Source organism: Arthrobacter sp. C2, assembly GCA_024207135.1.
Taxonomy (GTDB): Bacteria; Actinomycetota; Actinomycetes; order Actinomycetales; family Micrococcaceae; genus Paeniglutamicibacter.
In genome coordinates this window covers 425388-450881 of record CP042428.1, presented here as the reverse complement: position 1 = coordinate 450881, position 25494 = coordinate 425388, and the positions used below count along the sequence as shown (strand labels likewise).

The window sequence follows — 25494 nt, the reverse complement described above, 5'->3', positions numbered from 1 at the left end:
TTAACCGACGGATCCTTCCATCTGCAGTTCAATGAGGCGGTTCAGTTCCATGGCGTATTCCATCGGAAGCTCGCGGGCGATCGGCTCGACGAAGCCGCGCACGATCATGCCCATGGCTTCCTCTTCGGTCATGCCGCGGCTCATCAGGTAGAAGAGCTGCTCCTCGGACACGCGCGAAACGGTGGCCTCGTGGCCCATGGTCACGTCGTCCTCGCGGACGTCGATGTACGGGTAGGTGTCAGACCGCGAGATCTGGTCGACCAGCAACGCATCGCACTCGACCGAGTTGCGTGCACCCTTGGCGCCCTCGCGGACCTGGACCAGGCCGCGGTAGGCGGCGCGGCCGCCGTTGCGGGCCACCGACTTCGAGACGATCTTCGAGGAGGTGTTCGGGGCGATGTGGACCATCTTGGACCCGGTGTCCTGGTGCTGTCCGGCACCGGCGAAGGCGATCGACAGGGTCTCGCCCTTGGCGTGCTCGCCGACCAGGTAGACGGCCGGGTACTTCATGGTGACCTTGGAACCGATGTTGCCATCGACCCACTCCATGGTGGCGCCCTCTTCACAGACGGCGCGCTTGGTCACCAGGTTGTACACGTTGTTCGACCAGTTCTGGATCGTGGTGTAGCGGACGCGGGCGCCCTTCTTCACGATGATCTCGACGACTGCCGAGTGCAGGGAGTCCGAGGTGTAGATCGGGGCGGTGCAACCCTCGATGTAGTGCACGTAGGAATCCTCATCGGCAATGATGAGGGTGCGCTCGAACTGGCCCATGTTTTCCGTGTTGATACGGAAGTATGCCTGCAGCGGGATCTCCACGTGGACGCCCTTGGGGACGTAGACGAAGGAGCCGCCGGACCAGGTCGCGGTGTTCAGCGAGGCGAACTTGTTGTCGCCCACCGGGATGATGGTGCCGAAGTACTCCTTGAAGATGTCTTCGTGTTCCTTCAACGCGGTGTCCGTGTCGAGGAAGATCACGCCCTGCTTCTCAAGGTCCTCGCGCAGCTGGTGGTAGACGACCTCGGACTCGTACTGGGCGGCGACACCGGAAACCAGGCGCTGCTTTTCGGCCTCGGGGATGCCGAGCTTGTCGTACGTGTTCTTGATGTCCTCGGGCAGGTCCTCCCAGCTGGTGGCCTGCTTCTCGGTGGACCGCACGAAGTACTTGATGTTGTCGAAGTCGATGCCCGAGAGGTCTGCACCCCAGGTGGGCATGGGCTTGCGATCGAAGTACTTCAGGCCCTTGAGGCGCATGTCCAACATCCACTGGGGCTCACTCTTGAGCTCCGAGATGTTGCGGACAACGTCCTCGTTGATGCCGCGGCGTGCATTGGCACCCGCATCGTTCTTGTCACTCCATCCGTATTCGTAATTACCAATTCCATGGAGTTCTGGGTTCTTCTCCAGGATCTCGGTAATCACGCCGGCGTCAGTGGACTCCTGTGCAATCTGATCCGTCATCGCGGCCTCTCCTGCTTCGTGATCTTGATTCGAGTTCTCTTCTCAGCTCGCTGAGGAGTTTGGTTGCGACCCACGGGTATGTGGGTCGTACACACATGCCCGCCGCTGGCAAGTGTCGAGAGCCTTCGCACATCGACACCCAGCAGGCGGGAAAAGGTCTGGGTTTCCATCTCGCAAAAGACGGGGAATTCCCGGGCCAATTCTTGGATGGGGCAGTGCCCCTGGCACAGCTGGACGCTGAGCATGGTCGCGGTCGGCGAATCTGCGCCGACCTTGCGGGTGGAGGCAACGAAGCCGTCCGCGCTGAGCGCTTCGCTCAACGCCTCGGCGCGCTCCTCGAGTCCGTCGATGCCGGCCATGACGGGGCGGTAGCGCCGTTCCATCTCGCCGAAGCGGCGGGCGGCAAAGGCCTTGACCGCATCGGGGCCGGCGGCACGACCGAGTTCGGTCAGCGCCTCGGTGGCGATGTCAAGATAGTCGTTGCCCATCTTGGTTTGGCCGCGGTGCGAAAGCACATAGCGGCGTGAGGGCCGACCGGCGCCGGTGCGCTGGTTGGCCACGAGCTTGACCTCGACGAGCCCTTGCTTGGAGAGCGCATCAAGGTGGCGACGAACGGCTGCAGGGGTAAAGCCCAAGCGCTCGCCCAATTCGGCGGCGCTGACCGGGCCATCCTCCAAAACGGAATACAGGACTCGGTCGCGGGTGCGTTCTTCGGCTTCCCCTGTCGCGGGAACGATGCGTGCCGGGGCGTCGCCGGCCGGCACGTCGGTTTTCGATGAATACACAACACAAGCATGCTCTAATCCAGTTCATCCGTCTAGTAAGGCACTGCTTACTTCGCCGCGGGTGGAACCCGGCCGGAGGAAAGACCGCGGACAAAGAGACCGGGGCCACATCGCGGCCCCAGTGTCTTCTACCTGACATAGAATAACCGGGTGTCCAATGTGTCTACAAGTCTCGTGATTGAGGGCTTGCTCAAAGATTTCGGTCCCGTCCCCGCCCTGGATGGCCGCATGATGCGGGTGCTGTACGGCATCAGCCTCAAGGCCGACGCGGGCAGCGTGACCACCATCCTGGGATCCAACGGCGCGGGGAAGTCAACGACCCTGGCGTGCGCCCAGGGCCTGCTGCGCCCCAACGGCGGCACCGTCCGCCTGCTCGGCGAGGATCCCTACGGCGCCAGCCCCGCGCTGCGCTCGCGCGTGGGGGTCATGCTGCAGGACGGCGGGTTGCCGCCCTCGCTGCGCCCGATCCCGCTGCTGCGCCACGTCGCCTCGTTCTACCGGCGGCCCGCCGACCTCGATGCCCTCATCGAGCGCCTGGGCATCAACGAGTTCGCCACCACCTCCATCCGCCGGCTCTCCGGCGGCCAGAAGCAACGCGTGGCGCTGGCCTCCGCCCTGGCGGGAAACCCGGACGTGGTGTTCCTCGACGAACCCAGCGCCGGACTGGATCCGCAATCGCGCCAGGTCGTCTTCGAGCTGATCGGCGAACTGCGCGAGGCCGGCATGTGCATCGTGCTGACCACCCACCTCATGGAAGACGCGCAGAAGCTTTCCGACTACGTCTACATCATCGACGACGGGCGCAACGTGGCCCAGGGAACCGTCTCCGAGCTCACGGCCCACGCCGCGGACGAAACCCCGGCCCAGGCCGTGACCTTCACCGCCCGGGCGGCCATGATGCTGCCCGCGCTGCCGGAGCACCTCACCCTCGCCGAGGCCTCCCCCGGGCATTACCGCCTCGATGGCGTCCGCTCCCCCGGGGACCTGGCCGAACTGACCACGTGGTGGACCCGCGAGGGCGTCCTGCCCCACGCGCTGACCATGCAACCGCGCACGCTTGAAGACGTGTTCCTGGAGATCGCCGACAAGGGAAACAATGCCAACTAGTACGCAGGCCGCCCCGGCCGCCAACGCGCAGGGAACACTGCGGCGCATCCTGCTGCAGGGCCGCTACGAGACCCTGGGCATGATCAGCAACGGCGAGCAGCTCGTCGTCGCCGTGGTGCTGCCGCTGATGGCCCTCTTCGGACTGGTCTTCACCGACCTGCTCAAGGATGTCGCCGCCAACCCCATCGACGCCGCCGCCCCCGGCGTGCTGGCCCTGTGCGTGGTCTCCACCGCGTTCACCGGGCAGGGCATCGCCACCGGATTCGACCGCCGCTACGGGGTGCTGCGCTTCCTGTCCACGACCCCGCTGGGCCGCGCCGGCCTGATCTACGGCAAGGTCATCGCGGTCCTGGTGGTCCTGTTCCTCCAGGTCGTGGTCATCGGCGGCTCCGCCCTGCTGCTCGGGTGGCGGCCGGCGCCCGCCGGCATCGGCTGGGCCCTTGCGCTGCTGATTCTGGGTGCGGCGGCGTTCACGGCCCTCGGCCTGCTGGTCGCCGGGACCGTGCGCCCCGAGGCCACGCTGGCCATCACCAACTTGGCTTGGGTCCTGCTGGCCGCTGTCGGGGGCATCCTGTTCCCCAGCACCCGCGCCCCGGCCTACCTGCAGCCGATCGTCGACCTGCTGCCCTCGGCCGCCCTGGGCGATTCCCTCAGGGCCGCCCTGATCACCGGAACCGGGTCGGTCTCCGGGATCCTCATCCTGCTGGCATGGACAATCATTGCCGGTTTCGCCGCAACCCGCTGGTTCAAGTGGAACTAGAATCCTGGAGCACAACACCATGAGCACCACCTCCCCCGCCACCAACAGTTGGACGGACAAGTTGCCCACCACCGTGAACAACACGGTGCACCGCCTGGCCATCGCCTCCCTCGCCTCCCAGATCGGCATCATCGTCACCGGCGGCGCCGTCCGCCTGACCAAGTCGGGGCTGGGCTGCTCGCAGTGGCCCAACTGCGTGCCCGGGTCCATGACCCCGGTGGCCGAGATGGGCATCCACGGGCTCATCGAGTTCGGCAACCGCCTGCTCACCTTCATCCTCGCGGCGATCGCGGTGGCGATGATCGTGTCGATCTGGCGCATGCGCACGGAACACAAGACCATTTACCGCCTGTCGATCGCGCTGCTTGCGGTCATCCCGGCCCAGGCGCTCATCGGCGGCATCACCGTCTGGTCCAAGCTGAACCCGTGGGTCGTCTCGCTGCACTTCCTGGTCTCCGCGGCCCTGGTCATGGCCGCGGCACTGCTGGTCAACCGCACCGGCGCATTGCGCCGCGGGGCCACCTCGCTGGGCGAACCGGCCGGCTCCACGCAGCGCTTCCTGGCCTGGACCATCTTCACCACCTCCGTCCTGGCCCTGGTGCTGGGCACGATCGTCACCGGCACCGGCCCGCACGCCGGCGACGCGGACGCCCCGCGCCACATGTTCGACCCGTACATCGTCACCCGCATCCACGTGGTCCCGGTCTACCTGCTGGTGATCGCCACCGTTGCCGCCCTGGTGCTGGCACTGCGCCACGACTCCGACGCGAAGCTGCGCACCCCCTTGTGGCTGATGGCCGGCGTGGTGGTGCTGCAGGGCATCATCGGCTACGTCCAGCACTTCACCGGGCTGCCGATCCTCCTGGTGCTGCTGCACATGCTCGGTGCCTCGCTGCTGGCCGCCGCGGCCGTCAACGTCTGGGACCGCACCACCGCGAAGTTCCCCCTCTGACCTGGACCGAACACCGGCAATCCCGAGAGCGGCCCTGGCGCGCTAGAAGCGTGCCAGGGCCTCTTTCAGCATCCGGTGGCCCTGCGCCTCGAATGGCGCATCGCCCACCTCGTGCGCCCACACCGCGGTGCCGATGGCCTCGCGCAGCAGTTCGACGGCCCAGCAGCCCGCCTCCCGGGGGTCGGCGCCGTAGCCGGCCAGGAACGCGGCCTCCAGTTCCGGATGCGTGTCCCACTGCTGCACGGCCAGCCGGCACAGGTCGGTGGCGGCGGGTCGGAACGCGAAACGGCCGAAGTCGATGACGCGCAGCTTGCCGTTCTCGCTGAGCCAGTTCCGCGGCTGCCAGTCCCCGTGCGTGGGCACCACCGTGACCGGGTGGACGCCATGCTCGGCGAGCCTGCGGCGGGCCGCCCGCTCGGTGGCCGCATCGACCAGGTGCCGCGCGTCGAGCCGCCGCAGCGCGCGCGCCGTGGCGCCGGCCTCGTGGTCCTCGTCCCGGCGGCCCCCGGTGCCGTGCAGCAGCCGAAGCGCGGCACCGGCCTGTTCGTGGATGTCCGGGGAGTACTCTGCCGCGGTGCCCTCGACCAACACCCCGGGCTGGTATTCCAGGACCATGATGCCCGCCTCCCGGCACCCATGTAGCAGTTCCCCGGCCAGCCCGGCGGCGACCAGCCGGCCGGTGTGTCCACGGTGCGCGGTGAGCTCGCGTCCGATGTGGTGGTTCGCTCCCCCGGCACCCTTGACGATGACCTCGCGGCTTCCCGCCCGGACATGCAGCACCTTGGTGTCGAGCTGGCCCCACGACACATCCGCCAGCAGCACCGGCGCCCCGAGCCACGCCCGGACGAGCCCCGATTGCCGGACCGAAAGCAGTCCGTTGTCCCATGTCCGCATGGTTCGAAAGACTACCAGCGGTGCCGCGGCCCCGGGCCGGTAAAGTTGCTTCGATGACACCGACCCTCATCCGCGCCCCGCGCCCCGGGGACGCCGCAGCGCTGGCCGAACTCCACCTGGAGACCTGGGCCGAAACCTATGCCGGGGTTTTCCCCGCATCCGCCTGGGGCGAGGAAGCGCGCGCCGGCCGGATCCGGATGTGGCGGTCGATCTGCACGGACCCGCGGCCCGGCGACCGCTTTGCGGTGGCCGAGCGGGACGGCCGGCTCGTCGGCCTGGCCGGGGCCGGCGCGAGCCAGGACACCCCCGCCCCGCGGGCCAGGCAATTGTGGTTCATCTACCTGCTGGCTTCGGCACACGGCTCCGGGGCGGGCCAGGGGTTGCTCGATGCGGTCCTCGGCAAGGAGCCGGCGAGCCTGTGGGTGCTCGAGGCGAACGCGCGCGCCGCGGCCTTTTACACCCGCAACGGATTCGTTCCCGACGGATCCCGGAAACCCAGTGGCTACGAGGGCGCTGGCAACGAGATCCGCATGGTCCGCTGAGCGCTCCCGGCCCGTGTGCGCTCCCCGGTACGACCGGCCACCGACAACAAAGCGGCCCCTCGGATTGAACCGAAGGGCCGCTTGCGAAGAGGACGTGGCGTGGTCAGCCGAAGAGCGGGCCGCCCACGAACGGGTCGATGGCCAGTGCCACGAAGACCAGCGTCAGGTAGGTGATGGAGATGTGGAAGACCTTCATGGCCTTCTTGTTCATGTCCGCCGGCTCGTGGTCGCGCTGCGCCTCGCGGTAGAGCACGTGGCACTCGTAGACGAACCAGAGGCCGGAAACGCCGGCGATGACGGTGTAGACGATGCCGGCATAGCCCATCGGGACCAGCAGCAGCGAGCACACCAGCGTGGCCCAGGCGTACAGCACAACCTGCACCGAGACGCGTCGGGCCGTGGAGATGGCACCGAGCATCGGCACATGGGCCGCGTTGTAGTCGTCCGCGTACTTCATCGACAGCGGCCAGTAGTGCGGCGGGGTCCACAGGAAGATGATCAGGAACAGGATGATCGCGGGCCATTCGACCTTGTTGGTCACCGCGGCCCAGGCAATGAGCACCGGCATGCAGCCGGCGATCCCGCCCCAGACAATGTTCTGCGCGGTGCGGCGCTTGAGGATCAGCGTGTACAGCACCACGTAGAAGAGGATCGCGGCTAGGCCCAGGGCCGTGGTCAGCGGGTTGGTGCCGAACCAGAGCACCGCCAGCGACGCGATGGCCAGGACATAGGAGAAGACCAACGCCTCGCGCGGGGTGACCTCTCCGGTGACCAGCGGGCGCCCCTTGGTGCGCTGCATCACCTTGTCCATGTCGCGGTCGATGTAGCAGTTGAAGGAGCCGGACGCCCCGGCCGCCATGGCACCGCCAAGCAGCGTGGCCAGCACCAGCGAAATCGAGGGGAAACCGCGCTCGGCGAACATCATGGTCGGCAACGTGGTCACGAGCAGCAGTTCAACCACACGTGGCTTGGTCAGGGCCAGATAGGCCTTGGCTTTTCGCGAGACGAATTCGCCGGCCGATTCGTTCGGCTGGCGAGCTGCGCGGGCCCTCGTTGCGGAGTCAACGGACACGGTCTTCACAGACATTTACTCAGTTCTACGGGGGTAATAAGGACAATCACCCTCTAGCATACCCTTTTACGTCGTGTAGAAATGGGCCGGGGTGCAATGCGGGCGGGCCCGCGTCGGCGCGCCGGACCCGGGCAATGTTTTCGCCATGCCTCAACAAGCGGTCGCAAACGGGCACTTTCGGGCTCGATGGCGCTAAGCTGGAAGCGTTGCGCCGCCGCCGAATCCGCCCAGTGAACCATTGGATGCGACGGCGGCGTTGTGCTTACAGGGCGGGACGCCGGCGCAACCAACAGACTTTGAAATGCACACCGTACAGGGAGGACCCACAACGTGGCGCCACTAGCAGACAACAGCGAATTCGCTTGGACCGATCTTGACCAGCGAGCAGTCGACACCGCCCGCGTGCTGGCCGCGGACGCGGTCGAGAAGGTGGGGAACGGGCACCCCGGAACGGCGATCTCGCTGGCCCCGGCCGCCTACCTGATCTTCCAGCAGCACCTGCGCCACGACCCGTCCGACCCGTCCTGGATCGGGCGCGACCGCTTCGTGCTCTCCCCCGGCCACACCTCGCTGACCCTCTACACCCAGCTGTTCCTCTCCGGCTACGGCCTGGAGATGGAGGACCTCGAGTCGCTGCGCACCTGGGGCGCCAAGACCCCCGGGCACCCGGAATACGGCCACACCGCGGGCGTGGAAATCACCACGGGCCCGCTGGGCCAGGGCCTGGCCTCGGCCGTGGGCTTCGCCTACGCCCAGCGCCGCATGCGCGGCCTGCTTGACGCCGACGCCGCCGCCGGCACCTCCCCGTTCGACCACACCGTGTGGGTCATCGCCTCCGACGGCGACCTGCAGGAGGGCGTCACTTCCGAGGCCTCCTCGCTGGCCGGCCACCAGGAACTGGGCAACCTTGTCGTGGTCTACGACGAGAACCACATCTCCATCGAGGACGACACCGACGTCGCGTTCACCGAGAACGTGCTGGGCCGCTACGAGGCCTACGGCTGGCACACCCAGCGCGTGGACTGGACCAAGACCGGGAACTACGTCGAGGACCTCGCCGAGCTGGACGCCGCACTGCGCGCCGCCAAGGCAGAGACTTCCCGCCCCTCGATCATTTCCCTGCGCACCGTCATCGGCTGGCCCTCGCCGACCAAGGCGGACACCGGCGGCATCCACGGCTCCAAGCTCGGCGCCGACGAGGTAGCCGGACTGAAGCAGGCCCTGGGCTTCGACCCGGCCGAATCCTTCGCCATCGACGAAGCCGTGCTTGGCCACGCCCGCGAGGTCCAGACCCGCGGCACGGCGGCCCGCGCCGCCTGGCAGGAAGGCTTCGACGCCTGGTCCGCCGCCAACCCGGAGAACGCCGCACTGCTGGCACGCCTGGAATCCGGCCACCTGCCCGCCGGCTGGGACCAGAACCTCCCGGTCTTCGAGCCCGGCAAGGACGTCGCCACCCGCTCGGCCTCCGGCAAGGCCATCAACGCCGTAGCCGGCGTGCTGCCCGAGCTCTGGGGCGGCTCGGCCGACCTGGCCGGCTCGAACAACACCACCATCGAGGGCGCGCCCTCCTTCATCCCGGAATCGCGGTCCACCGACTCCTGGAAGGGCAACCCGTACGGACGGGTGTTGCACTTCGGCATCCGCGAGCACGCCGCGGCCTCCATCGTCAACGGCATCACCCTGGCCTCCCCGACGCGCGCCTACTCGGGCACCTTCCTGATCTTCTCCGACTACCAGCGCCCGGCCATCCGCCTCTCGGCGCTGATGGGAATCCCGTCGATCTACGTCTGGACCCACGACTCCATCGGCCTGGGCGAGGACGGCCCGACGCACCAGCCGGTCGAACAGCTCGCCTCCCTGCGCGCCATCCCGAACCTGGACGTGGTCCGCCCGGCGGACGCCAACGAGGTTTCCTTCGCCTGGAAGAAGATCCTGGAAACCACCTCCAACCCGGCCGGCATCATCCTTTCCCGCCAGAACCTGCCGGTCTACGACCGCAGCGAATTGGGCTTCGGCGCCGCTTCGGGCACCGAAAAGGGCGCCTACGTGCTCGCCGACGCCACCGCCAACGGCGAGGTCGTCGCCCCGGCGGTGCTGCTGCTGGCCACCGGCTCCGAGGTCTCCCTGGCCGTCGAGGCCCGCGAGGCCCTGCAGGCCCAGGGCGTGCCCGCCCGCGTGGTCTCCATCCCGTGCCTGGAATGGTTCAACAAGCAGGACGCCGCCTACCGCGAGTCCGTGCTGCCCGCGGCCGTGAAGGCCCGCGTCTCCGTCGAGGCCGGCGTGGCCCAGGGCTGGCGCGAACTGGTCGGGGATGCCGGACGCATCATCTCCCTTGACCACTACGGCGCCTCGGCCGACTACAAGCGACTCTTCTCGGAGTTCGGGATCACCGCGGAGGCCGTCACCGCCGCCGCCCTCGATTCCATCTCCGCCGCCAAGTAACACCACAACACCCAAAGGATTCCCATCGTGAGCAACGCAAACACCCAGGCCCTCTCCGACGCCGGCGTCTCGATCTGGCTCGATGACCTCTCCCGCGAACGCCTGACCTCCGGTTCGCTGGAAACACTGATCAAGGAAAAGAACGTCGTCGGGGTCACCACCAACCCCTCGATCTTCCACGCCGCACTGCAGGACGGCGAGTCCTACGCCACACAGGTCAAGGAACTGGCAGCTGCCGGCATGGACGCCGAGGAAGCGGTCTTCAAGATCACCAGCGACGACGTCGCGGCGGCCTGCGACCTGTTCGCACCCGTCTACGCCGCCTCCAACGGCGCCGACGGCCGGGTCTCCATCGAGGTCGACCCGCGCCTGGCCCGCAAGACCGCCGAGACCATCGCCGAGGCCAAGGTCCTGTCCGAGATGGTCGACCGCGAGAACGTGCTGATCAAGATCCCGGCCACCGTCGAGGGCCTGGAGGCCATCGCGCAGACGCTGGCCGCCGGAATCTCGGTGAACGTCACGCTGATCTTCTCCCTGGAGCGCTACCGCGCGGTCATCAACGCCTTCCTCACCGGGCTGGAGGCCGCCAAGGCCAACGGGCACGATATTTCCAAGCTGCACTCGGTCGCCTCCTTCTTCGTCTCGCGCGTGGACACCGAGGTCGATGCGCGGCTGAACGCCATCGGCACCGACACCGCCCTGGCCCTGCGCGGCAAGGCCGGCGTCGCCAACGCCCGCCTGGCCTACCAGGTCTACGAGGAGTCCTTCACCTCCGAGCGCTGGAACCTGCTGGCCGCCGCCGGCGCCCACGCGCAGCGCCCGCTCTGGGCCTCCACCGGCGTGAAGGACCCGGCACTGCCGGACACCCTCTACGTCACCGAGCTGTGCGCACCGAACACCGTGAACACCATGCCGGAGAAGACCCTGGAAGCCACCGCGGACCACGCCCGGATCACCGGCGACGCCGTGACCGGGACCTACGAGCAGGCCAACGCCGTGCTCGACGAGCTTGCCGCCCTGGGCGTGAGCTACAACGAGGTCGTGGCCAAGCTCGAGGTCGAGGGCCTGGACAAGTTCGAGGCCGCCTGGAACGAGCTGCTCACCGACCTCGCCGCCTCGCTGAAGAAGGCAGGCAACTAATGAGCTCCCTGGGTTTCATCGCCACCGGTGCCGCGCAAGCGGCCATCGAGGCGCATGTGCCGGCGCTGGTGGCCGATCGGGTCGCCAGCCGCATCGCCGCCAAGGACACCACGGTGTGGGTCGCCTCGGCCCGCGCCGAGGCCGCGGTCCGCCTGGGCTGGGTCGACGCCGCGGAAAGCTCGCGCGCCCTGGTGCCCGGCATCCTGGCGCTGCGCGACGAGCTGCGCGCCGAGGGCGTGAACCGCATCGTGCTCGCGGGCATGGGCGGCTCCTCGCTGGCCCCCGAGGTCATTTGCGCGACCAACGACGTCGAGCTGGTCACCTGCGACTCCACCGACCCGGAAATGGTTGCCGGCATCCTCACCGACCGGCTGGCCACCACCGCCCTGGTGGTAGCCTCCAAGTCCGGTTCCACCGTGGAGACCGACTCGCAGCGCCGCGTCTTCGAGCAGGCGTTCAACGACGCCGGGCTCGACGCCGCCGCCCGGATCATCGTGGTCACCGACCCCGGCTCCCCGATGGATGCGGCCAGCCGCAAGGCCGGCTACCGCGCGGTGTTCAACGCCGACCCGACCGTGGGCGGGCGCTACTCTGCGCTGACCGCCTTCGGGCTGGTCCCCTCCGGCCTGGCCGGGGTGGACATCGAGGCGTTCCTGGACGAGGCATCCGACGCCGCGGAGTTCCTGGCCGAGGACGACGAGGACAACATCGCCCTGGCCCTGGGCGCCGCGCTTGCCGGCACCTCCCCGCTGCGCGACAAGCTCATCTTCGCCGACGAGGGCTCGGGCCTGGTCGGGTTCGCCGACTGGGCCGAACAGCTCATCGCCGAATCCACCGGCAAGCTGGGCACCGGCGTGCTGCCGGTGGTCGTGGAGGACGGTGCGCCGGAAACCACTTCGGACGCGGCGGACTTCCTGCAGATCCGCCTGGTGGCCGACACCGGGCTGCTGACCGACGAGGACATCGATGCCAACGCGGCCTCGGTCGCCGTCTCCGGCGCCCTGGGCGCGCAGATGCTGCTCTGGGAGTACGCCACGGCCATCGCCGGGCGCCTGCTGGAGATCGACCCGTTCGACCAGCCCGACGTGGAGGCCGCCAAGGTCGCCGCCCGCTCGCTGCTGGATTCCACCCCGGGCCCGGTCCCCGCGCAGCTCACCGAGGGCGCGATCGAGGTCCGCGGCTCCGCCGGGCTGCTCACCGGCGTCGATTCGGTCGCCGGCGCCCTGGCGGCATTGTTGGCGGCGCTGCCGGGCAACGGGTACCTGTCGGTGCAGGCGTACCTGGACCGCCGCGCGGACACCGCGCTGGAGGCCATCCGCCCGGCACTGGCCACGGCCACCGGACGTCCGGTGACCTTCGGCTGGGGCCCGCGCTTCCTGCACTCCACCGGGCAGTTCCACAAGGGCGGCCCGCGCGTGGGCGCCTACCTGCAGGTCACCGCGGACTCCGCGATGGACCTGTCGATCCCCGAGCGCCCCTTCACCTTCGGGGAGCTGATTGCCGCACAGGCTTCCGGCGACGCGGCGGTGCTGGCCGATGCGGGACGCCCGGTGTTGCGCCTGCACCTGCGGGACAAGGAAGCGGGATTGGCCCAATTGGATAAGCTGGTGCGGGATTTGGCCCAGGCCTGATCCACCACCCGCATCCCACCCCGGTGCACCGGGCGCCGCGCGCGCCCGGTGCACCGTTTCACCGGTTTCCCACCAACAGTTGAAGGCCCGTCTTTGATGCTCGATTCCACCCCGCGCCCCGCGCTGAACCACCCCAATCCGCTGCGTGACCGCCGGGACCGGCGCCTGGAGAAGATTGCCGGGCCCTCGGCGCTGGTGTTCTTCGGCATCACCGGGGACCTGGCCCGCAAGAAGCTCATGCCCGCTGTCTACGACCTGGCCAACCGCGGGCTGCTGCCGCCGAACTTCGCCGTGGTCGGCTTCGGGCGCCGGGACTGGAGCGCGGAGCAGTTCGCCGCCGAGGCCAAGGCCTGGGTCAGGGACCACTCCCGCACCGCCTTCAACGAGACCGTCTGGGAGCAGCTGGCCAGCGGCTTCAGGTTCATTTCCGGCGGGTTCGACGACGATGCAGCATTCACCAGGCTGCGCGAGACGCTCGACGACCTGGCGGCCCGGCGCGGCACCTCCAAGAACCACGCCTTCTACCTCTCCATCCCGCCGAACTCCTTCGAGACCGTCTGCCAGCAGCTCTCCAAGCACGGGCTGGCCCACGACGAATCCCCCGACGCCGGCTGGTCCCGGGTGGTCATCGAGAAGCCCTTCGGCCACGACCTGGCTTCGGCCCGCGAGCTGAACGAGATCGTCGAATCGGTCTTCCCGCCCGATGCGGTCTTCCGCATCGACCACTACCTGGGCAAGGAGACGGTGCAGAACCTGCTGGCCCTGCGCTTCGCCAACCAGCTCTTCGAACCGCTGTGGAACGCCAAGTACGTGGACCACGTGCAGATCACCATGGCCGAGGACATCGGCATCGGCGGCCGCGCCGGCTACTACGACGGGGTCGGGGCGGCGCGCGACGTCATCCAGAACCACCTGTTGCAGCTGCTGGCGCTGACCGCCATGGAGGAACCGATCTCCTTCGACGCCGACCACCTGCGCAGCGAGAAGGAAAAGGTGCTCACCGCCGTGCGGCTGCCCGAGGACCTGGATTCTGCCAGCGCCCGCGGCCAATACACCTCCGGCTGGCAGGGCGGGGAGAAGGTCACCGGCTTCCTGGACGAGGAGGGCTTCAACCCGGAGTCCAAGACCGAGACCTACGCGGCGGTCAAGCTGGAGATCAACACCCGCCGCTGGGCCGGGGCCCCGTTCTACCTGCGCGCCGGCAAGCGCCTGGGACGCCGGGTCACCGAGATCGCGGTGGTCTTCAAGCGCGCCCCCAACCTGCTCTTCCGCGACCACAAGGACGACGAGTTCGGGCAGAACGCCATCGTCATCCGCGTCCAGCCCGACGAGGGCGTGACCATCCGCTTCGGCTCCAAGGTCCCGGGCACACAGATGGAGGTGCGCGACGTGACCATGGACTTCGGCTACGGGCATGCGTTCACCGAGTCCTCCCCCGAGGCCTACGAGCGATTGATCCTGGACGTGCTGCTGGGCGAGCCGCCGCTGTTCCCCCGCCACGAGGAGGTCGAGCAGTCCTGGCGCATCCTGGACCCGTTCGAGGAACACTGGGCGTCGCTGCCGACCCAGCCCGAACCCTACGCCCCCGGCTCCTGGGGCCCGGCCTCGGCCGACGAATTGATGGCCCGCGACGGAAGGACATGGCGCCGCCCATGATTGCGCAGCTGAAAGACACCACCACCTCGAAGATCTCCAAGGAACTGGTCACCATGCGCCGGGCCGGCGGATCCGCCGCGCTCTCCCGCGTGCTGACGCTGCTGGTGATCACCCGTGCCGGGTACGAGGAGGACGCGATCTCCGCGGCCTCGCTGGCCAGCCGCGAACACCCCTGCCGCATCGTGGTGGTGGTCCAGGGCGCTGCCACCGGGGCGACCCGGCTGGACGCGCAGATCCGCCTGGGCGGGGACGCCGGCGCCGCGGAGGTCATCGTGCTGCACACCTTCGGCCCCGACGCGCACGTGGACGAGTCCCTGGTTTCCGGGTTGCTGCTGCCCGACGCCCCGATCGTGGCCTGGTGGCCGCACGGGGTCCCGAAGGACGCCTCGCAGTCCCCGCTGGGCAGGATCGCGCACCGCCGCATCACCGATTCGGGCGCGGAGGCCAACCCGCGCAAGGCGCTCTTCGCGCTGGCCGAGTCCTACCGGGCCGGGGACACCGACCTGGCCTGGACCCGGCTGACGCTGTGGCGCGCCCAGCTGGCCGCGGTGATGGACCAGCTGGACCCGGCCGAGGTCACCGCGGTGACCGTCACCGGTGCGGTCGATTCCCCCTCCACGGTGCTGCTTGCCGCCTGGCTGCGGCTGTGCTTGCGGATCCCGGTGACGCTGGCGTCCTCACCCGAGGGCACCGGCGTCCGCTCGGTGCGCTTCGCGCTTCCCACCGGCGACGTCGAGCTTACCCGTCCCCCCGGGGACGTGGCCGAGTTGTACCAGCCGGGCCAGAAGGCCCAGCTGATTTCCCTGCCGCAGCGCTCGGTCTCGGACTGCCTGTCCGAGGAGATGCGCCGCCTCGACCCGGACGAGCTGTTCGGCGAGGTCGTGCGCGAGGGCCTGAAACGCACCAACCTGAGGAGCATCCGTGCCAGTGAGCGCTAAGCGTCACGTCGTCATCCACCCCGACCTGCCGGCCACCGCCGCCGCGGTCGCCGCCCGGCTGGTCACCGCGATCCTCGACGCGCAGGCCGCGCGCGGGGAGGCATCCCTCGTGCTCACCGGCGGAACCCTGGGCATCGCCTCGCTGCAGGCCGTCGCCGACTCCCCCGCGCTGGGCGCGGTGGACTGGTCGCGGGTGAACTTCTACTGGGGGGACGAGCGCTTTGTCGAGGCCGGCTCCCCGGACCGCAACGCGGTGCAGGCCGAGGTGCTGCTGGGCGTGCTCGATGCCCACGGCCTGGACCGGGGCCGGGTGCACGCCATGGGCGCGGCCGACGAGTTCGGGACCCCGGAGGAGGCGGCCGCCGCCTACGCGCACCTGCTGGAGCGGGAGGCCTCAGACGAGGGAACCGCCGGTTCCCTGCCGGTCTTCGACGTGCTGATGCTGGGCATGGGCCCGGACTCGCACGTGGCCTCGCTGTTCCCCGACCACGCGGGAGCCGCGGCAACCGGTGCAAACGTCATCGGGGTGCGGGACTCGCCCAAGCCGCCGCCGCTGCGCGTGTCCCTGACCTTCCAGGCCATCAACACCGCCCGCGCGGTGTGGCTCGTGGTCGCGGGGGCCGACAAGGCCCCGGCGGCCGGCGTGGCCCTGGGCCAGGAGCCGGTGGCGCGTGAACGCGTTCCGGCCTCCGGGGTGTCGGGCACCCAGGGGACCTGGTGGCTCATGGACGCCGCCGCCGCGGCCCTGGTCTGACCGGTTCTCCACGCACGCCAAAGCGCGGCCCGCCTCATCCGTTGAAGGAGAGGCGGGCCGCGCTTTTTGCCTGCTTGGTGCGGTGCGGCCGAAGCCTAGGACTCGACGCTGAAGCGCATGACCAGGCCCAGGCCGATGATGACGGCTGCCCAGGTCACTCCCAGGACGATGGTCACGCGGTTGAGGTTGCGCTCGGCGACGCCGGAGGATCCCAGCGAGGTGGTCATGCCACCGCCGAACATGTCGGACATGCCGCCGCCGCGGCCCTTGTGCAGCAGGATGAGCAGGGTGAGCAGCAGGCTCGTGATGCCCAGCAAAATCTGCAGTACCAACTTGATGACGTCCACTATTGCCCTTCAATCCGCTCGATGGCGATTAGTCGGTCACCAGGTGGTGCTCGAACCTAACAATGTTAGCAAATTCCGCGGCGTCCAACGAGGCCCCGCCGACCAACACGCCGTCGACGTCGCGCTGGGCGAGGATTGCCGCGGCATTCGACGCCTTGACGGAGCCGCCGTACAGCACCCGGACCGAGGCCTCGACGTCGGCGCCGAAGAGCACCGCAAGCTCGGCGCGGATGGCGGCGCACAGTTCCTGCGCGTCCTCCGGTCCCGCGACCTCGCCGGTGCCGATGGCCCAGACCGGCTCGTAGGCAACCACGAGGGTTGCCGCCTGCTCGGCGGTGATCCCGGCCAGCGAGCCGCGCAGCTGCTCGAGCGTGTACTCGACGTGCGTTCCGGCCTGGCGGATCTCCAGGCCCTCGCCCACGCACAGCACCGGGGTGACCGCATGGCGGTACGCGGCGGCGACCTTGGCGGCCAGCAGCTCGTTGGACTCGTGGTGCAGGGCACGGCGTTCGCTGTGTCCCACCAGCACGTAGCCGCAACCCAGGCGTGAGAGGAACTGTCCGGAGATTTCCCCGGTGTAGGCGCCGGAGTCGTGGGCGGAGAGGTCCTGGGCGCCGTAGCGCACCGGGAGGTTGTCGCCCATGGTCAGCGTCTGCACGCCGCGCAGGTCGGTGAACGGCGGGAAGACCGCCACCTCGACCCGCTCGAAGTCGTGCTCGGCGTCGGCCAGCGTCCAGGCCAGCTTCTGCAGCAGCGTGATGCCCTGGACGTGGTCCATGTTCATCTTCCAGTTGCCGGCAATCAGCGGCTTCCGGTCGAATTTACCGTTGGTCGAAGTGGTCACTTACGCGCCTCCAAGGCAGTCAGGCCTGGCAGTTCCTTGCCCTCGAGGTACTCGAGGGAGGCACCGCCGCCGGTGGAAATATGTCCGAAATCGTCGTCGTGGAAACCCAGCGTGCGCACCGCGGCTGCGGAATCCCCGCCGCCGACGACGCTGAACGCCTCGGATTCGGCCAGCGCGCCGGCCACCGCACGGGTGCCGTTCGCGAATGCCGGGATCTCGAAGACGCCCATGGGCCCGTTCCAGAAGACCGTGTTGGCGCTGGTGATGTAGCTGGCGAAGTTTTCCCCGGAGACCGGGCCGATGTCCAGGCCCAGGCCGGTGTCGCCGAAGCGCCCGCCGGTGATGTCCTCGGCCGGGCGCACCTCATGCTCGGCGTCGGCCCCGAACTTCGAGGCAACGACCACGTCGGTGGGAAGCACGATGTCGCAGCCCAGTTCCTTGGCGCGCGAGAGGTAGCCGCGGCAGGTTTCCAGCTGGTCTTCCTCAAGCAGCGAGCCGCCGACCTCGTGGCCCAGGGCCTTGAGGAAGGTGAAGGCCATGCCGCCGCCGATCAGCAGGTGGTCGGCCTTCCCGAGCAGGTTCTCGATCACCGCAAGCTTGTCCGAGACCTTGGATCCGCCCAGAACTACCACGTAGGGGCGCTTGGGGGCCTCGGTGAGGGTCTTCAGGACCCGCACCTCGGTGGCCACCAGGTCGCCCTGGTAGGCCGGAAGCAGCGCGGCGATGTCGTAGACCGAGGCGTGCTTGCGGTGCACCGCGCCGAAGGCGTCGTTCACGTAGGCACCGCCCTCGCCGGCCAGTGCGGCCAGTTCGGCGGCGAACTGCGCGCGCTCGCCCTGGTCCTTGGAGGTCTCGCGCGCATCGAAGCGCACGTTTTCCAGCACAAGCACGGCACCGTCGACCAGTTCGCCGGCAAGCTTCTGCGCGGAAGGGCCCGTGACGTCGGTTGCGGTGCGCACGTCAAGCCCGGAGAGCTCGGCCAGGCGCGTGGACGCCGGGGCGATGGAGTATGTGGGGTCGGGCTCGCCCTTGGGGCGGCCCAGGTGTGCCATGACAATGACGCGGGCGCCGGCCTCGGCCAGTTTCTGCACCACGGGAATGGAGGCGCGCACGCGCCCGTCGTCGGTGACGGTGAAGCCATCGAGCGGCACGTTCAGGTCGCTGCGGACCAGAACGCGCCGCCCAAGGACACCATCGGCGATCAGTTCGTCGAGAGTGTGGGAAGTCATGTGACTAGGTTATCCGAGTCTCGGGGACTAACCGAGCCGGGCGCCGACGTATTCGGTCAGGTCAACCAGGCGGGTGGAGTAGGCCCACTCGTTGTCGTACCACGCGACGACCTTCGCCGTGGTGCCGATGACGGTGGTCAGGCCGGCGTCGAAGACCGCGGAGTGCGGGTCGTGGACGATGTCGGTGGAGACCAGCGGGTCCTCGGAGTACTTCAGGAAGCCCTTGAGCGGGCCCTCTTCGGCGGCCTTCTTGAACGCGGCGTTGATTTCCTCGACGGATGCCTCGCGGGCCAGGTTCACGGTCAGGTCGGTGGCCGACCCGGTCGGGACCGGCACGCGCATGGCGTAGCCGTTGAGCTTGCCCTTGAGCTCCGGGAGGACCAGGCCGATGGCCTTGGCCGCACCGGTGGAGGTCGGGATCATGTTCAGGGCGGCGGCACGGGCGCGGCGCGGATCCTTCTTGTGCGGGGAATCCTGCAGGTGCTGGTCCGCGGTGTACGCGTGGATGGTAGTCATCAAGCCGTCGACGATGCCGAACTGGTCGTTGAGGACCTTGGCGACCGGGCCCAGGCAGTTGGTGGTGCAGGAGGCGTTGGAGATGATGTGGTGCTTGTCGGCCTCGTACTTCTCGTGGTTGACACCCATGACGATGGTGATGTCTTCCTTGGAAGCGGGGGCGGAAATGATGACCTTCTTGGCGCCTGCCTGCAGGTGCTTCTCGGCGTCGACGGCCTTGGTGAACAGGCCGGTGGACTCGATGACGACGTCGACGCCCAGCTCGCCCCAGCCCAGGTGGGCGGGATCCTTCTGAGAGAGGACCTTGATGCGCTTGTTCCCGACAACGATGTAGGCGCCGTCGACGCTCACGTCTTCTTCCAGGCGGCCCATGATCGAGTCGTACTTGACCAGCATGGCCAGGTCGTTGATGGATCCGAGGTCGTTTACTGCAACAACTTCGATGTCTGCGCGGTTCGCCAGGGCTGCTCGCAGGAAGTTGCGACCAATGCGTCCGAAACCGTTAATGCCAACACGGGTAGTCACGTGTATTTCTCCTTGACAGAGTGGTGTTGCCACTGCCGCGGAAAGAGGGCCCCGGGGTTGGGACACAGAGACGGAGTGGCTTGGAAAAATTGGACACTCCGTTGTGTCGTCAGCTGGGTGCTGACCGGGTTTATGCGTGTCTTGCGGCTGATGCCGCAAGACACGCAAAACACGTTGTTTCTATCTTACGCCACATGGGCGTTCGATGTGAGGAGGCTTACGCCTCCACCGGGGTTTTGTTACTTGCCCGGGACGATCAGCGCCGCGGCACCCTTGCGGGCCGCCTCGAAACGCGCCGAGACATCGGCCCAGTTCACGATGTTCCAGAACGCCTTCACGTAGTCGGCCTTCACATTCACGTAATCCAGGTAGAACGCGTGCTCCCACATGTCCAGCATCAACAACGGGGTCGTCGCCACCGGCACGTTGCCCTGCTGGTCGTACAGCTGCTCGATGACCAACTGGCCACCGAGGCCCTCAAAGCCCAGCAACGCCCAACCCGAGCCCTGCAGGCTCATCGCCGCCGCCGTGAAATGCGCACGGAACGCGTCAAACGAGCCAAAGGCGTCGTCGATCGCCGCGGCCAGCTCCCCCTCGGGCTTGTCCCCGCCCTCCGGGGACAGGTTGTTCCAGAAGATCGAGTGGTTGGTGTGCCCGCCCAGGTGGAACGCCAGGTCCTTGGACAACTTCGGGACATTCCCGAACTCGCCCTTCTCCCGCGCCTCGGCCAACTGCTCCAGGGCCGTGTTCGCCCCGGCCACATAGGCCGCGTGGTGCTTCGAGTGGTGCAGCTCCATGATCCGCGCCGAGATGTTCGGCTCCAGGGCCGCGTAGTCGTACTGCAGCTCGGGCAAGGTATAAATAGCCAAAATGACTCCTCATTCTCATCGGCACCCATCGAGAAGTGGATGCGTTCTTCTTCGTTACTGCATCTCCGCGCAACCGCGGAAAATCCTTGGGCTCAGTGTTCGAGCATATCCAGTGGAACGCTGGCCTCGGTGCCGGGTATTCCCAGTTCGGAGGCCCTTTTGTCGGCCATGGCCAGCAGGCGGCGGATCCGCCCGGCGATCGCGTCCTTGGTCATGGGCGGTTCGGCCATGCGTCCGAGCTCGTCCAGCGACGCCTGCTTGTGCGCCACGCGCAGCGCGCCGGCGTACTTGAGGTGCTCGGGGACCTCGTCGCCCAGGATCTCCAGGGCGCGTTCCACCCTGGCGCCTGCCGCGACGGCCGCCTGTGCCGAACGGCGCAGGTTCGCGTCGTCGAAGTTGGCCAGCCGGTTGGCGGTGGCACGCACTTCCTTGCGCATGCGTCGCTCTTCCCAGACCATCAAGGCGTCGTGGGCGCCCATGCGGGTGAGCAGCTGGGCGATGGCCTCGCCGTCGCGGATGACCACGCGGTCCACGCCGCGGACCTCGCGGGCCTTGGCGACCAGTCCCAGGCGCCTGGCGGCGCCGACCAGTGCCAGTGCGGACTCGGGGCCGGGGCAGGTGATTTCCAGTGCCGAGGAACGCCCGGGCTCGGTCAGCGAACCGTGCGAGAGGAAGGCGCCGCGCCACACGGCCTCGGCGTCGGCGGTGGAGCCGTTGACGATGACCGAGGGCAGCCCGCGCACCGGACGGCCGCGCCCGTCGAGCAGGCCGGTCTGGCGGGCCAGCGCCTCGCCGTCGCGGACCACGCGGACCACGTAGCGGTTGCCGCGGCGCAGCCCTCCCCCGGAAACCACGATGATTTCGGAGGTGTGGCCGTAGACCTCGGCGATGGCGGCACGAAGCCGCCGGGCGGTGGAGGCGAGGTCGACCTCGGCCTCGATGACGATGCGTCCGGAGATGATGTGCAGGCCGCCGCAGAATCGCAGCATGGTGGATACTTCTGCCTTGCGCTCGGAGGATCTCCGAATCTCAAGCCGGGACAGCTCGTCCTTGACGGAAGCCGTCAGTGCCATGGATTGTTTCCTAACTGCTGGGCTCGTCTGTGCTGAACGTGGTGAACACGTCGTGGTATGCGGCGGCAAGTCTCAAGGGGTCGTGGACTGCGCGTCCGGCACCAACCCCTACTTTACCGAAAAAGGTGCGGGCGCCTAGCCGGGCGGCTGCGTGGGTGAACGCCTCGTGGTCCGAAATCGTCGCCGGGTCGGCCAATACGGCGTCCAGGCGCAGGTCGGGGGCGTACTTGGCGATGACTTCCAGGTGCGCGGCGGCGTCCATCCCGCCGGTCTCGGCGGTGTCGGTGGAAAGGTTCATGGTCAGCAGCCGGCGCGCCGCGGTCTGCTGCAGGCCTTCGCGCATTTCCGGCAGCAGCAGATGCGGCAGCACCGAGGTGTACCAGGAGCCCGGGCCGAGCACGACCCAGTCGGCCAGCTCGATGGCGTCCAGCGCCTCGGTGCAGGCCGCGGCGTCGGCCGGTTCCAGGCGCACGTTGGAGACCAGGGCGCTCTCGCCGGCCTCGGCGAGCTTCGCCTGGCCGGAGAGCCGGCGCTGGACCAGCCCGCTGCCGGCGTCTTCCTGCAGCACGTCCCCGGTGATGGTCAGCGGGGTGGTGCTCATGGGCAGCACCTGGCCGCGGGCCCCAAGCAGGGCCCCGGCCCAGCGCAGCCCCGCCACGGGGTCCTTGAGCAGTTCCCACAGGGCGACGATCAGCAGGTTGCCCACGGCGTGCTGGTCCAGCGCGGCGCTCGATCCGGGCTTCGAGGTGAAGCGGTGCTGCATGACATCGCGCCAGGTCCGGCCCCAGTCGGTGTCGTCGCACAGGGCGGCCAGCGCCATGCGCAGGTCCCCGGGGGGCAGCACGTCGAGCTCCTCGCGCAGGCGCCCGGAGGAGCCCCCGTCGTCGGCCACCGTGACGATCGCGGTCAGGTCGGTGGTCAGCCGGCGCAGCGCGGACAGCGAGGCCGAGAGCCCGTGGCCGCCGCCGAGGGCGACCACGCGCACGACCTTGTTCTCCCCGGAGGAGCGGGACGGTGGCTGGATGGGGATGGGGCCGGTGAAAAACGCCATGGCGGGCTACTCGCGTCCCAGGTCCCGGTGCGTGACGTTGACGCGCACATTGGGCAGCTGGGCCAGCCGGCGCCCGATTTCCTCGGCCGTGGCCACCGAGCGGTGCTTGCCGCCGGTGCAGCCCACCGCCAGGGTGGCGTAGTGCTTGTTTTCGCGGCGGTAGCCCTCGAAGACCGGCTCCAGGGCACCGATGTAGCGTTCGATGAATTCGGCGGCGCCCGTGGCCGACAGCACGTAGTCGGAGACCGCCTTGTCCTTGCCGGTGTGCGGGCGTAACTCGGGGACCCAGTGCGGGTTGGGGATGAAGCGGACGTCGGCGACGTAGTTGGCGTCGGTGGGGACCCCGTACTTGAAGCCGAAGCTCATAACGTTCAGCCGCAGCACGATCGGGCCGGACTCGGAGAACAGCTCGGTGATCGAGCGGGCCAAGTCGTGCACCGACATCTCGGTGGTGTCCACGACGATCTCCGCTGCTTCCTTCAGCTCCCGGAGCACCTCGCGCTCGAGGTTGATGCCGTCGACGATGCGGTCGTCCTCCTGCAGCGGATGCGGGCGCCGGCCCTGTTCGAAGCGGCGGACCAGCAGGTCGTCGGCGGCGTCCAGGAAGAGCACGCGGTAGGCGACGCCGGCGCTGGTCAGTGCGTTGAGGTTCTCGCGCAACTGCGGGAACAGCGACTTGGAGCGCACGTCCATGACCACGGCGAGCTTCGGGATGGATCCTCCGGCGTGCGCCACGATCTCGGTGAGCATGCCCAGCAGCGTCGGGGGCAGGTTCTCCACCACATACCAGCCGTGGTCTTCCAGCGCGTGGGCAGCGGTGGTGCGCCCGGCGCCCGACATGCCGGTAATCACTAGAAGTTCGGACTCGGGTGGTTTCACTGGGGCAAGCTCGGTGGTCATGTTCCTAGCCTAGTCGCCCGCGGGTCCCGATTCGGTCAGTCCAGCACTTCACCTGTGGTCATGTTCACTGCCGGCGCATCCGCGCCGGATGCGGCCAGCGCGTCGAACACCGTGGCGGCCAGTGCCGGGCCGATGCCCGGGACCTCTAGCAGCTGCTCCACCGTGGCGGCGCGCATCTTCTTCATCGAGCCGAAGTGCTTGCGCAGCGCCTCGCGCTTGGCCGGGCCCAGCCCGGGGATGGTGTCCAGCAGCGAGGTGGTCATCGAGGCCGAGCGCTTCTTGCGGTGGAAGGTGATGGCGAAGCGGTGCGCCTCGTCCCGGACCCGCTGGACCAGGTAGAGGGCGTGGGAGGCCCGCGGCAGGATCACCGGGAACTCGTCGTCCGGCAGCCACAGCTCTTCCAGCCGCTTGGCCAACCCGACCACGTACACGTCGTCGATGCCCAAATCGGCCAGGGCCCGGGAGGCGGCGGCGACCTGCGGGGGTCCGCCGTCGACGATGACCAGCGAGGGCGGGTAGGCGAAGCGGCGGGCGGGCATGCGCTCGGAGGCGTCGGCGATGTCGATTTCCCCGCTGATCATCGGCACGGTGTCCTCCATGTCCGCCAGGTAGTTCTTGAAGCGGCGGGAGATCACGTCGTACATCGAGGCGGTGTCGTCGCGCGCGGCCTCCCCGGTGATCGAGAACTTGCGGTAGTCGGCCTTCTTGGGCAGCCCGTCCTCGAAGACGACCATGGAGGCGACCACGTTGGTGCCCTGGGTGTGCGAGGCGTCGTAGCATTCGATGCGCAGCAGCGGGGCCGGCAGCCCCAGGGCGTCCTGGAGTTCCTGCAGCGAGGCCGAGCGGGTGGTCAGGTCACCGGCGCGGCGGGATTTGTGCAGGCGCAGCGACTGCTCCGCGTTTTCCCGCACGGTTTCGGCCAGCGTCGCCTTGTCCCCGCGCATCGCCACGCGCAGCGAGACGGCCGAGCCGCGGCGCGTCTGCAGCCAGGCGGCGACGTCGTCGGCGTTCTCCGGCAGCACCGGGACCAGCACCTCGCGCGGGATCCTGTCGTCCCCGGCGGATTCGCCGTAGACCTGGGTGAGCATGTGCTCGATGAATTGTTCCGGGGTGGAGTCCTCGACCTTTTCCACGACCCAGCCGCGCTGGCCGCGGATGCGCCCGTTGCGCACGTGGAAGACCTGCACGGCGGCCTCGAGCTCGTCCTCGTGCACCGCGAAGATGTCGGCCTCGGTGTTTTCGGCCAGCACCACGGCGTTGCGTTCGAAGACCCGGCGCAGTGCGGCGATGTCGTCGCGGTACCTGGCGGCCTGCTCGTATTCGAGCGTGGCGACGGCGCCGGCCATCTTGGCCTCGAGCTCCTTGATGAAGCGGGTGCCCTCCCCGCCCATGAACTGGCAGAGGTCCGCGGCGAGCTGCTTGTGGTCCTCGGGGCTGATGCGGCCCACGCAGGGGGCGGCGCACTTGTCGATGTAGCCCAGCAGGCAGGGCCGCCCGGAGGACTGGGCCCGGTTGAACACCCCGGCGGAGCAGCTGCGCACCGGGAAGACGCGCAGCAGCGTGTCGAGGGTTTCGCGGATGGCCTTGGCCGGGTAGAACGGGCCGAAGTACTTGGTGTCCTTGCGCTTGTCCCCGCGCATCACCAGCGCGCGCGGGTACTTCTCCCCCATGGTCACGGCCAGGTACGGGTAGGTCTTGTCGTCGCGGAAGACGATGTTGAAGCGCGGGTTGTATTCCTTGATCCAGGTGTATTCCAGCTGCAGCGCCTCGAGCTCCGAGCCCACGACCGTCCACTCGACCGAGACGGCGGTGTGCACCATGGCGTGCGTCTTGGGGGTCAGCCCCGAGGGGTTGGCGAAGTAGGAGTTCAGCCGTTGGCGCAGCACCTTGGCCTTGCCGACGTAGATGACCCGGCCGACCTCGTCGCGGAATCGGTAGACCCCGGGACGCGTCGGAATGTCCCCGGTGGCGGGGCGGTAGCTCTGGGGGTCTGCCACTTCTGCTGC

23 protein-coding genes are annotated in these 25494 nt (G+C 68.5%); 10 read left to right on the top strand and 13 right to left on the bottom strand.

Annotated features, from left to right (window positions below; translation table 11 throughout):
* Together sufB and FPY90_RS02050 are read right to left on the bottom strand one after the other, a co-directional pair.
* Positions 1-1461: a Fe-S cluster assembly protein SufB gene (gene sufB / locus FPY90_RS02055; protein ID WP_071216767.1), complete on the bottom strand. Its 1461-nt coding sequence runs from the start codon at positions 1459-1461 to the stop codon at positions 1-3.
* Positions 1458-2246, bottom strand: coding sequence for a helix-turn-helix transcriptional regulator (locus FPY90_RS02050; RefSeq protein WP_071216766.1), 789 nt, complete (start codon positions 2244-2246; stop codon positions 1458-1460). Before FPY90_RS02050 ends, sufB begins: the two co-directional genes overlap by 4 nt.
* Positions 2247-2432: 186 nt before the next feature.
* On the opposite strand from FPY90_RS02050, the gene FPY90_RS02045 reads away from it, so the two are divergent.
* From FPY90_RS02045 to FPY90_RS02035, 3 genes are read left to right on the top strand one after another with little or no spacing between them, the layout of a single operon-like run.
* Entirely contained in the window at positions 2433-3353 is a 921-nt protein-coding gene (locus tag FPY90_RS02045) for an ABC transporter ATP-binding protein (protein ID WP_498683543.1), read from the top strand.
* On the top strand, positions 3343-4113 hold the full coding sequence (locus FPY90_RS02040) for an ABC transporter permease (RefSeq protein WP_498683539.1): 771 nt from the start codon (positions 3343-3345) through the stop codon (positions 4111-4113). Before FPY90_RS02045 ends, FPY90_RS02040 begins: the two co-directional genes overlap by 11 nt.
* Before the next feature lie 19 nt (positions 4114-4132).
* Positions 4133-5065 (top strand): COX15/CtaA family protein, encoded by a 933-nt coding sequence (locus FPY90_RS02035; protein ID WP_498683536.1) that lies wholly within the window; start codon positions 4133-4135, stop codon positions 5063-5065.
* A gap of 42 nt (positions 5066-5107) precedes the next feature.
* Here FPY90_RS02035 and FPY90_RS02030 read toward each other — a convergent pair whose 3' ends face one another.
* Positions 5108-5959, bottom strand: coding sequence for a phosphotransferase (locus tag FPY90_RS02030; RefSeq protein ID WP_498683535.1), 852 nt, complete (start codon positions 5957-5959; stop codon positions 5108-5110).
* Between the two features lie 53 nt (positions 5960-6012).
* Here FPY90_RS02030 and FPY90_RS02025 point away from each other — a divergent pair, with 53 nt between their 5' ends.
* On the top strand, positions 6013-6501 hold the full coding sequence (locus tag FPY90_RS02025) for a GNAT family N-acetyltransferase (RefSeq protein WP_071216761.1): 489 nt from the start codon (positions 6013-6015) through the stop codon (positions 6499-6501).
* 103 nt (positions 6502-6604) lie between these two features.
* Here the strand turns inward: FPY90_RS02025 and FPY90_RS02020 are convergent, their stop codons facing one another.
* A complete protein-coding gene (locus tag FPY90_RS02020; protein ID WP_071216760.1) occupies positions 6605-7588 on the bottom strand; it encodes a heme o synthase in 984 nt (327 codons plus the stop codon).
* Between the two features lie 315 nt (positions 7589-7903).
* Here FPY90_RS02020 and tkt point away from each other — a divergent pair, with 315 nt between their 5' ends.
* The 6 genes from tkt (at position 7904) to pgl (ending at position 16134) form a co-directional block, all read left to right on the top strand.
* Positions 7904-10015, top strand: a complete 2112-nt coding sequence (gene tkt, locus FPY90_RS02015; protein WP_071216759.1) for a transketolase — start codon at positions 7904-7906, stop codon at positions 10013-10015.
* Positions 10016-10042: 27 nt separating this feature from the next.
* Positions 10043-11155: a transaldolase gene (gene tal / locus FPY90_RS02010; protein WP_071216758.1), complete on the top strand. Its 1113-nt coding sequence runs from the start codon at positions 10043-10045 to the stop codon at positions 11153-11155.
* Positions 11155-12786 carry a phosphoglucose isomerase-related protein gene (locus FPY90_RS02005; protein WP_498683533.1) on the top strand — a complete coding sequence of 544 codons (1632 nt, stop codon included), beginning with the start codon at positions 11155-11157 and terminating at the stop codon, positions 12784-12786. Before tal ends, FPY90_RS02005 begins: the two co-directional genes overlap by 1 nt.
* Before the next feature lie 96 nt (positions 12787-12882).
* Positions 12883-14442, top strand: coding sequence for a glucose-6-phosphate dehydrogenase (gene zwf / locus FPY90_RS02000; RefSeq protein ID WP_071216756.1), 1560 nt, complete (start codon positions 12883-12885; stop codon positions 14440-14442).
* Positions 14439-15380: a glucose-6-phosphate dehydrogenase assembly protein OpcA gene (locus FPY90_RS01995; protein WP_071216796.1), complete on the top strand. Its 942-nt coding sequence runs from the start codon at positions 14439-14441 to the stop codon at positions 15378-15380. Before zwf ends, FPY90_RS01995 begins: the two co-directional genes overlap by 4 nt.
* Positions 15370-16134, top strand: coding sequence for a 6-phosphogluconolactonase (gene pgl, locus FPY90_RS01990; RefSeq protein WP_498683530.1), 765 nt, complete (start codon positions 15370-15372; stop codon positions 16132-16134). Before FPY90_RS01995 ends, pgl begins: the two co-directional genes overlap by 11 nt.
* A gap of 95 nt (positions 16135-16229) precedes the next feature.
* Here the strand turns inward: pgl and secG are convergent, their stop codons facing one another.
* From secG to uvrC, 9 genes are all read right to left on the bottom strand, one after another.
* Positions 16230-16481 (bottom strand): preprotein translocase subunit SecG, encoded by a 252-nt coding sequence (gene secG, locus FPY90_RS01985; RefSeq protein WP_071216754.1) that lies wholly within the window; start codon positions 16479-16481, stop codon positions 16230-16232.
* Positions 16482-16509: 28 nt separating this feature from the next.
* Positions 16510-17325 carry a triose-phosphate isomerase gene (gene tpiA, locus FPY90_RS01980; protein ID WP_498683528.1) on the bottom strand — a complete coding sequence of 272 codons (816 nt, stop codon included), beginning with the start codon at positions 17323-17325 and terminating at the stop codon, positions 16510-16512.
* A complete protein-coding gene (locus FPY90_RS01975) occupies positions 17322-18554 on the bottom strand; it encodes a phosphoglycerate kinase (protein WP_071216752.1) in 1233 nt (410 codons plus the stop codon). The genes tpiA and FPY90_RS01975 overlap by 4 nt, the downstream gene beginning before the upstream one ends.
* 27 nt (positions 18555-18581) lie before the next feature.
* Complete coding sequence (gap, locus tag FPY90_RS01970; RefSeq protein ID WP_071216751.1) at positions 18582-19595, bottom strand: type I glyceraldehyde-3-phosphate dehydrogenase; 1014 nt, start codon at positions 19593-19595, stop codon at positions 18582-18584.
* A gap of 239 nt (positions 19596-19834) precedes the next feature.
* Complete coding sequence (locus FPY90_RS01965; protein ID WP_498683523.1) at positions 19835-20464, bottom strand: superoxide dismutase; 630 nt, start codon at positions 20462-20464, stop codon at positions 19835-19837.
* Between the two features lie 92 nt (positions 20465-20556).
* Complete coding sequence (gene whiA / locus FPY90_RS01960; protein ID WP_071213264.1) at positions 20557-21537, bottom strand: DNA-binding protein WhiA; 981 nt, start codon at positions 21535-21537, stop codon at positions 20557-20559.
* Between the two features lie 10 nt (positions 21538-21547).
* Entirely contained in the window at positions 21548-22588 is a 1041-nt protein-coding gene (locus FPY90_RS01955) for a gluconeogenesis factor YvcK family protein (protein WP_071213265.1), read from the bottom strand.
* A gap of 6 nt (positions 22589-22594) precedes the next feature.
* Positions 22595-23488, bottom strand: a complete 894-nt coding sequence (gene rapZ / locus FPY90_RS01950; protein ID WP_498683522.1) for an RNase adapter RapZ — start codon at positions 23486-23488, stop codon at positions 22595-22597.
* Positions 23489-23523: 35 nt separating this feature from the next.
* Entirely contained in the window at positions 23524-25485 is a 1962-nt protein-coding gene (uvrC, locus tag FPY90_RS01945; RefSeq protein ID WP_498683521.1) for an excinuclease ABC subunit UvrC, read from the bottom strand.
* Positions 25486-25494: the final 9 nt, after the last annotated feature.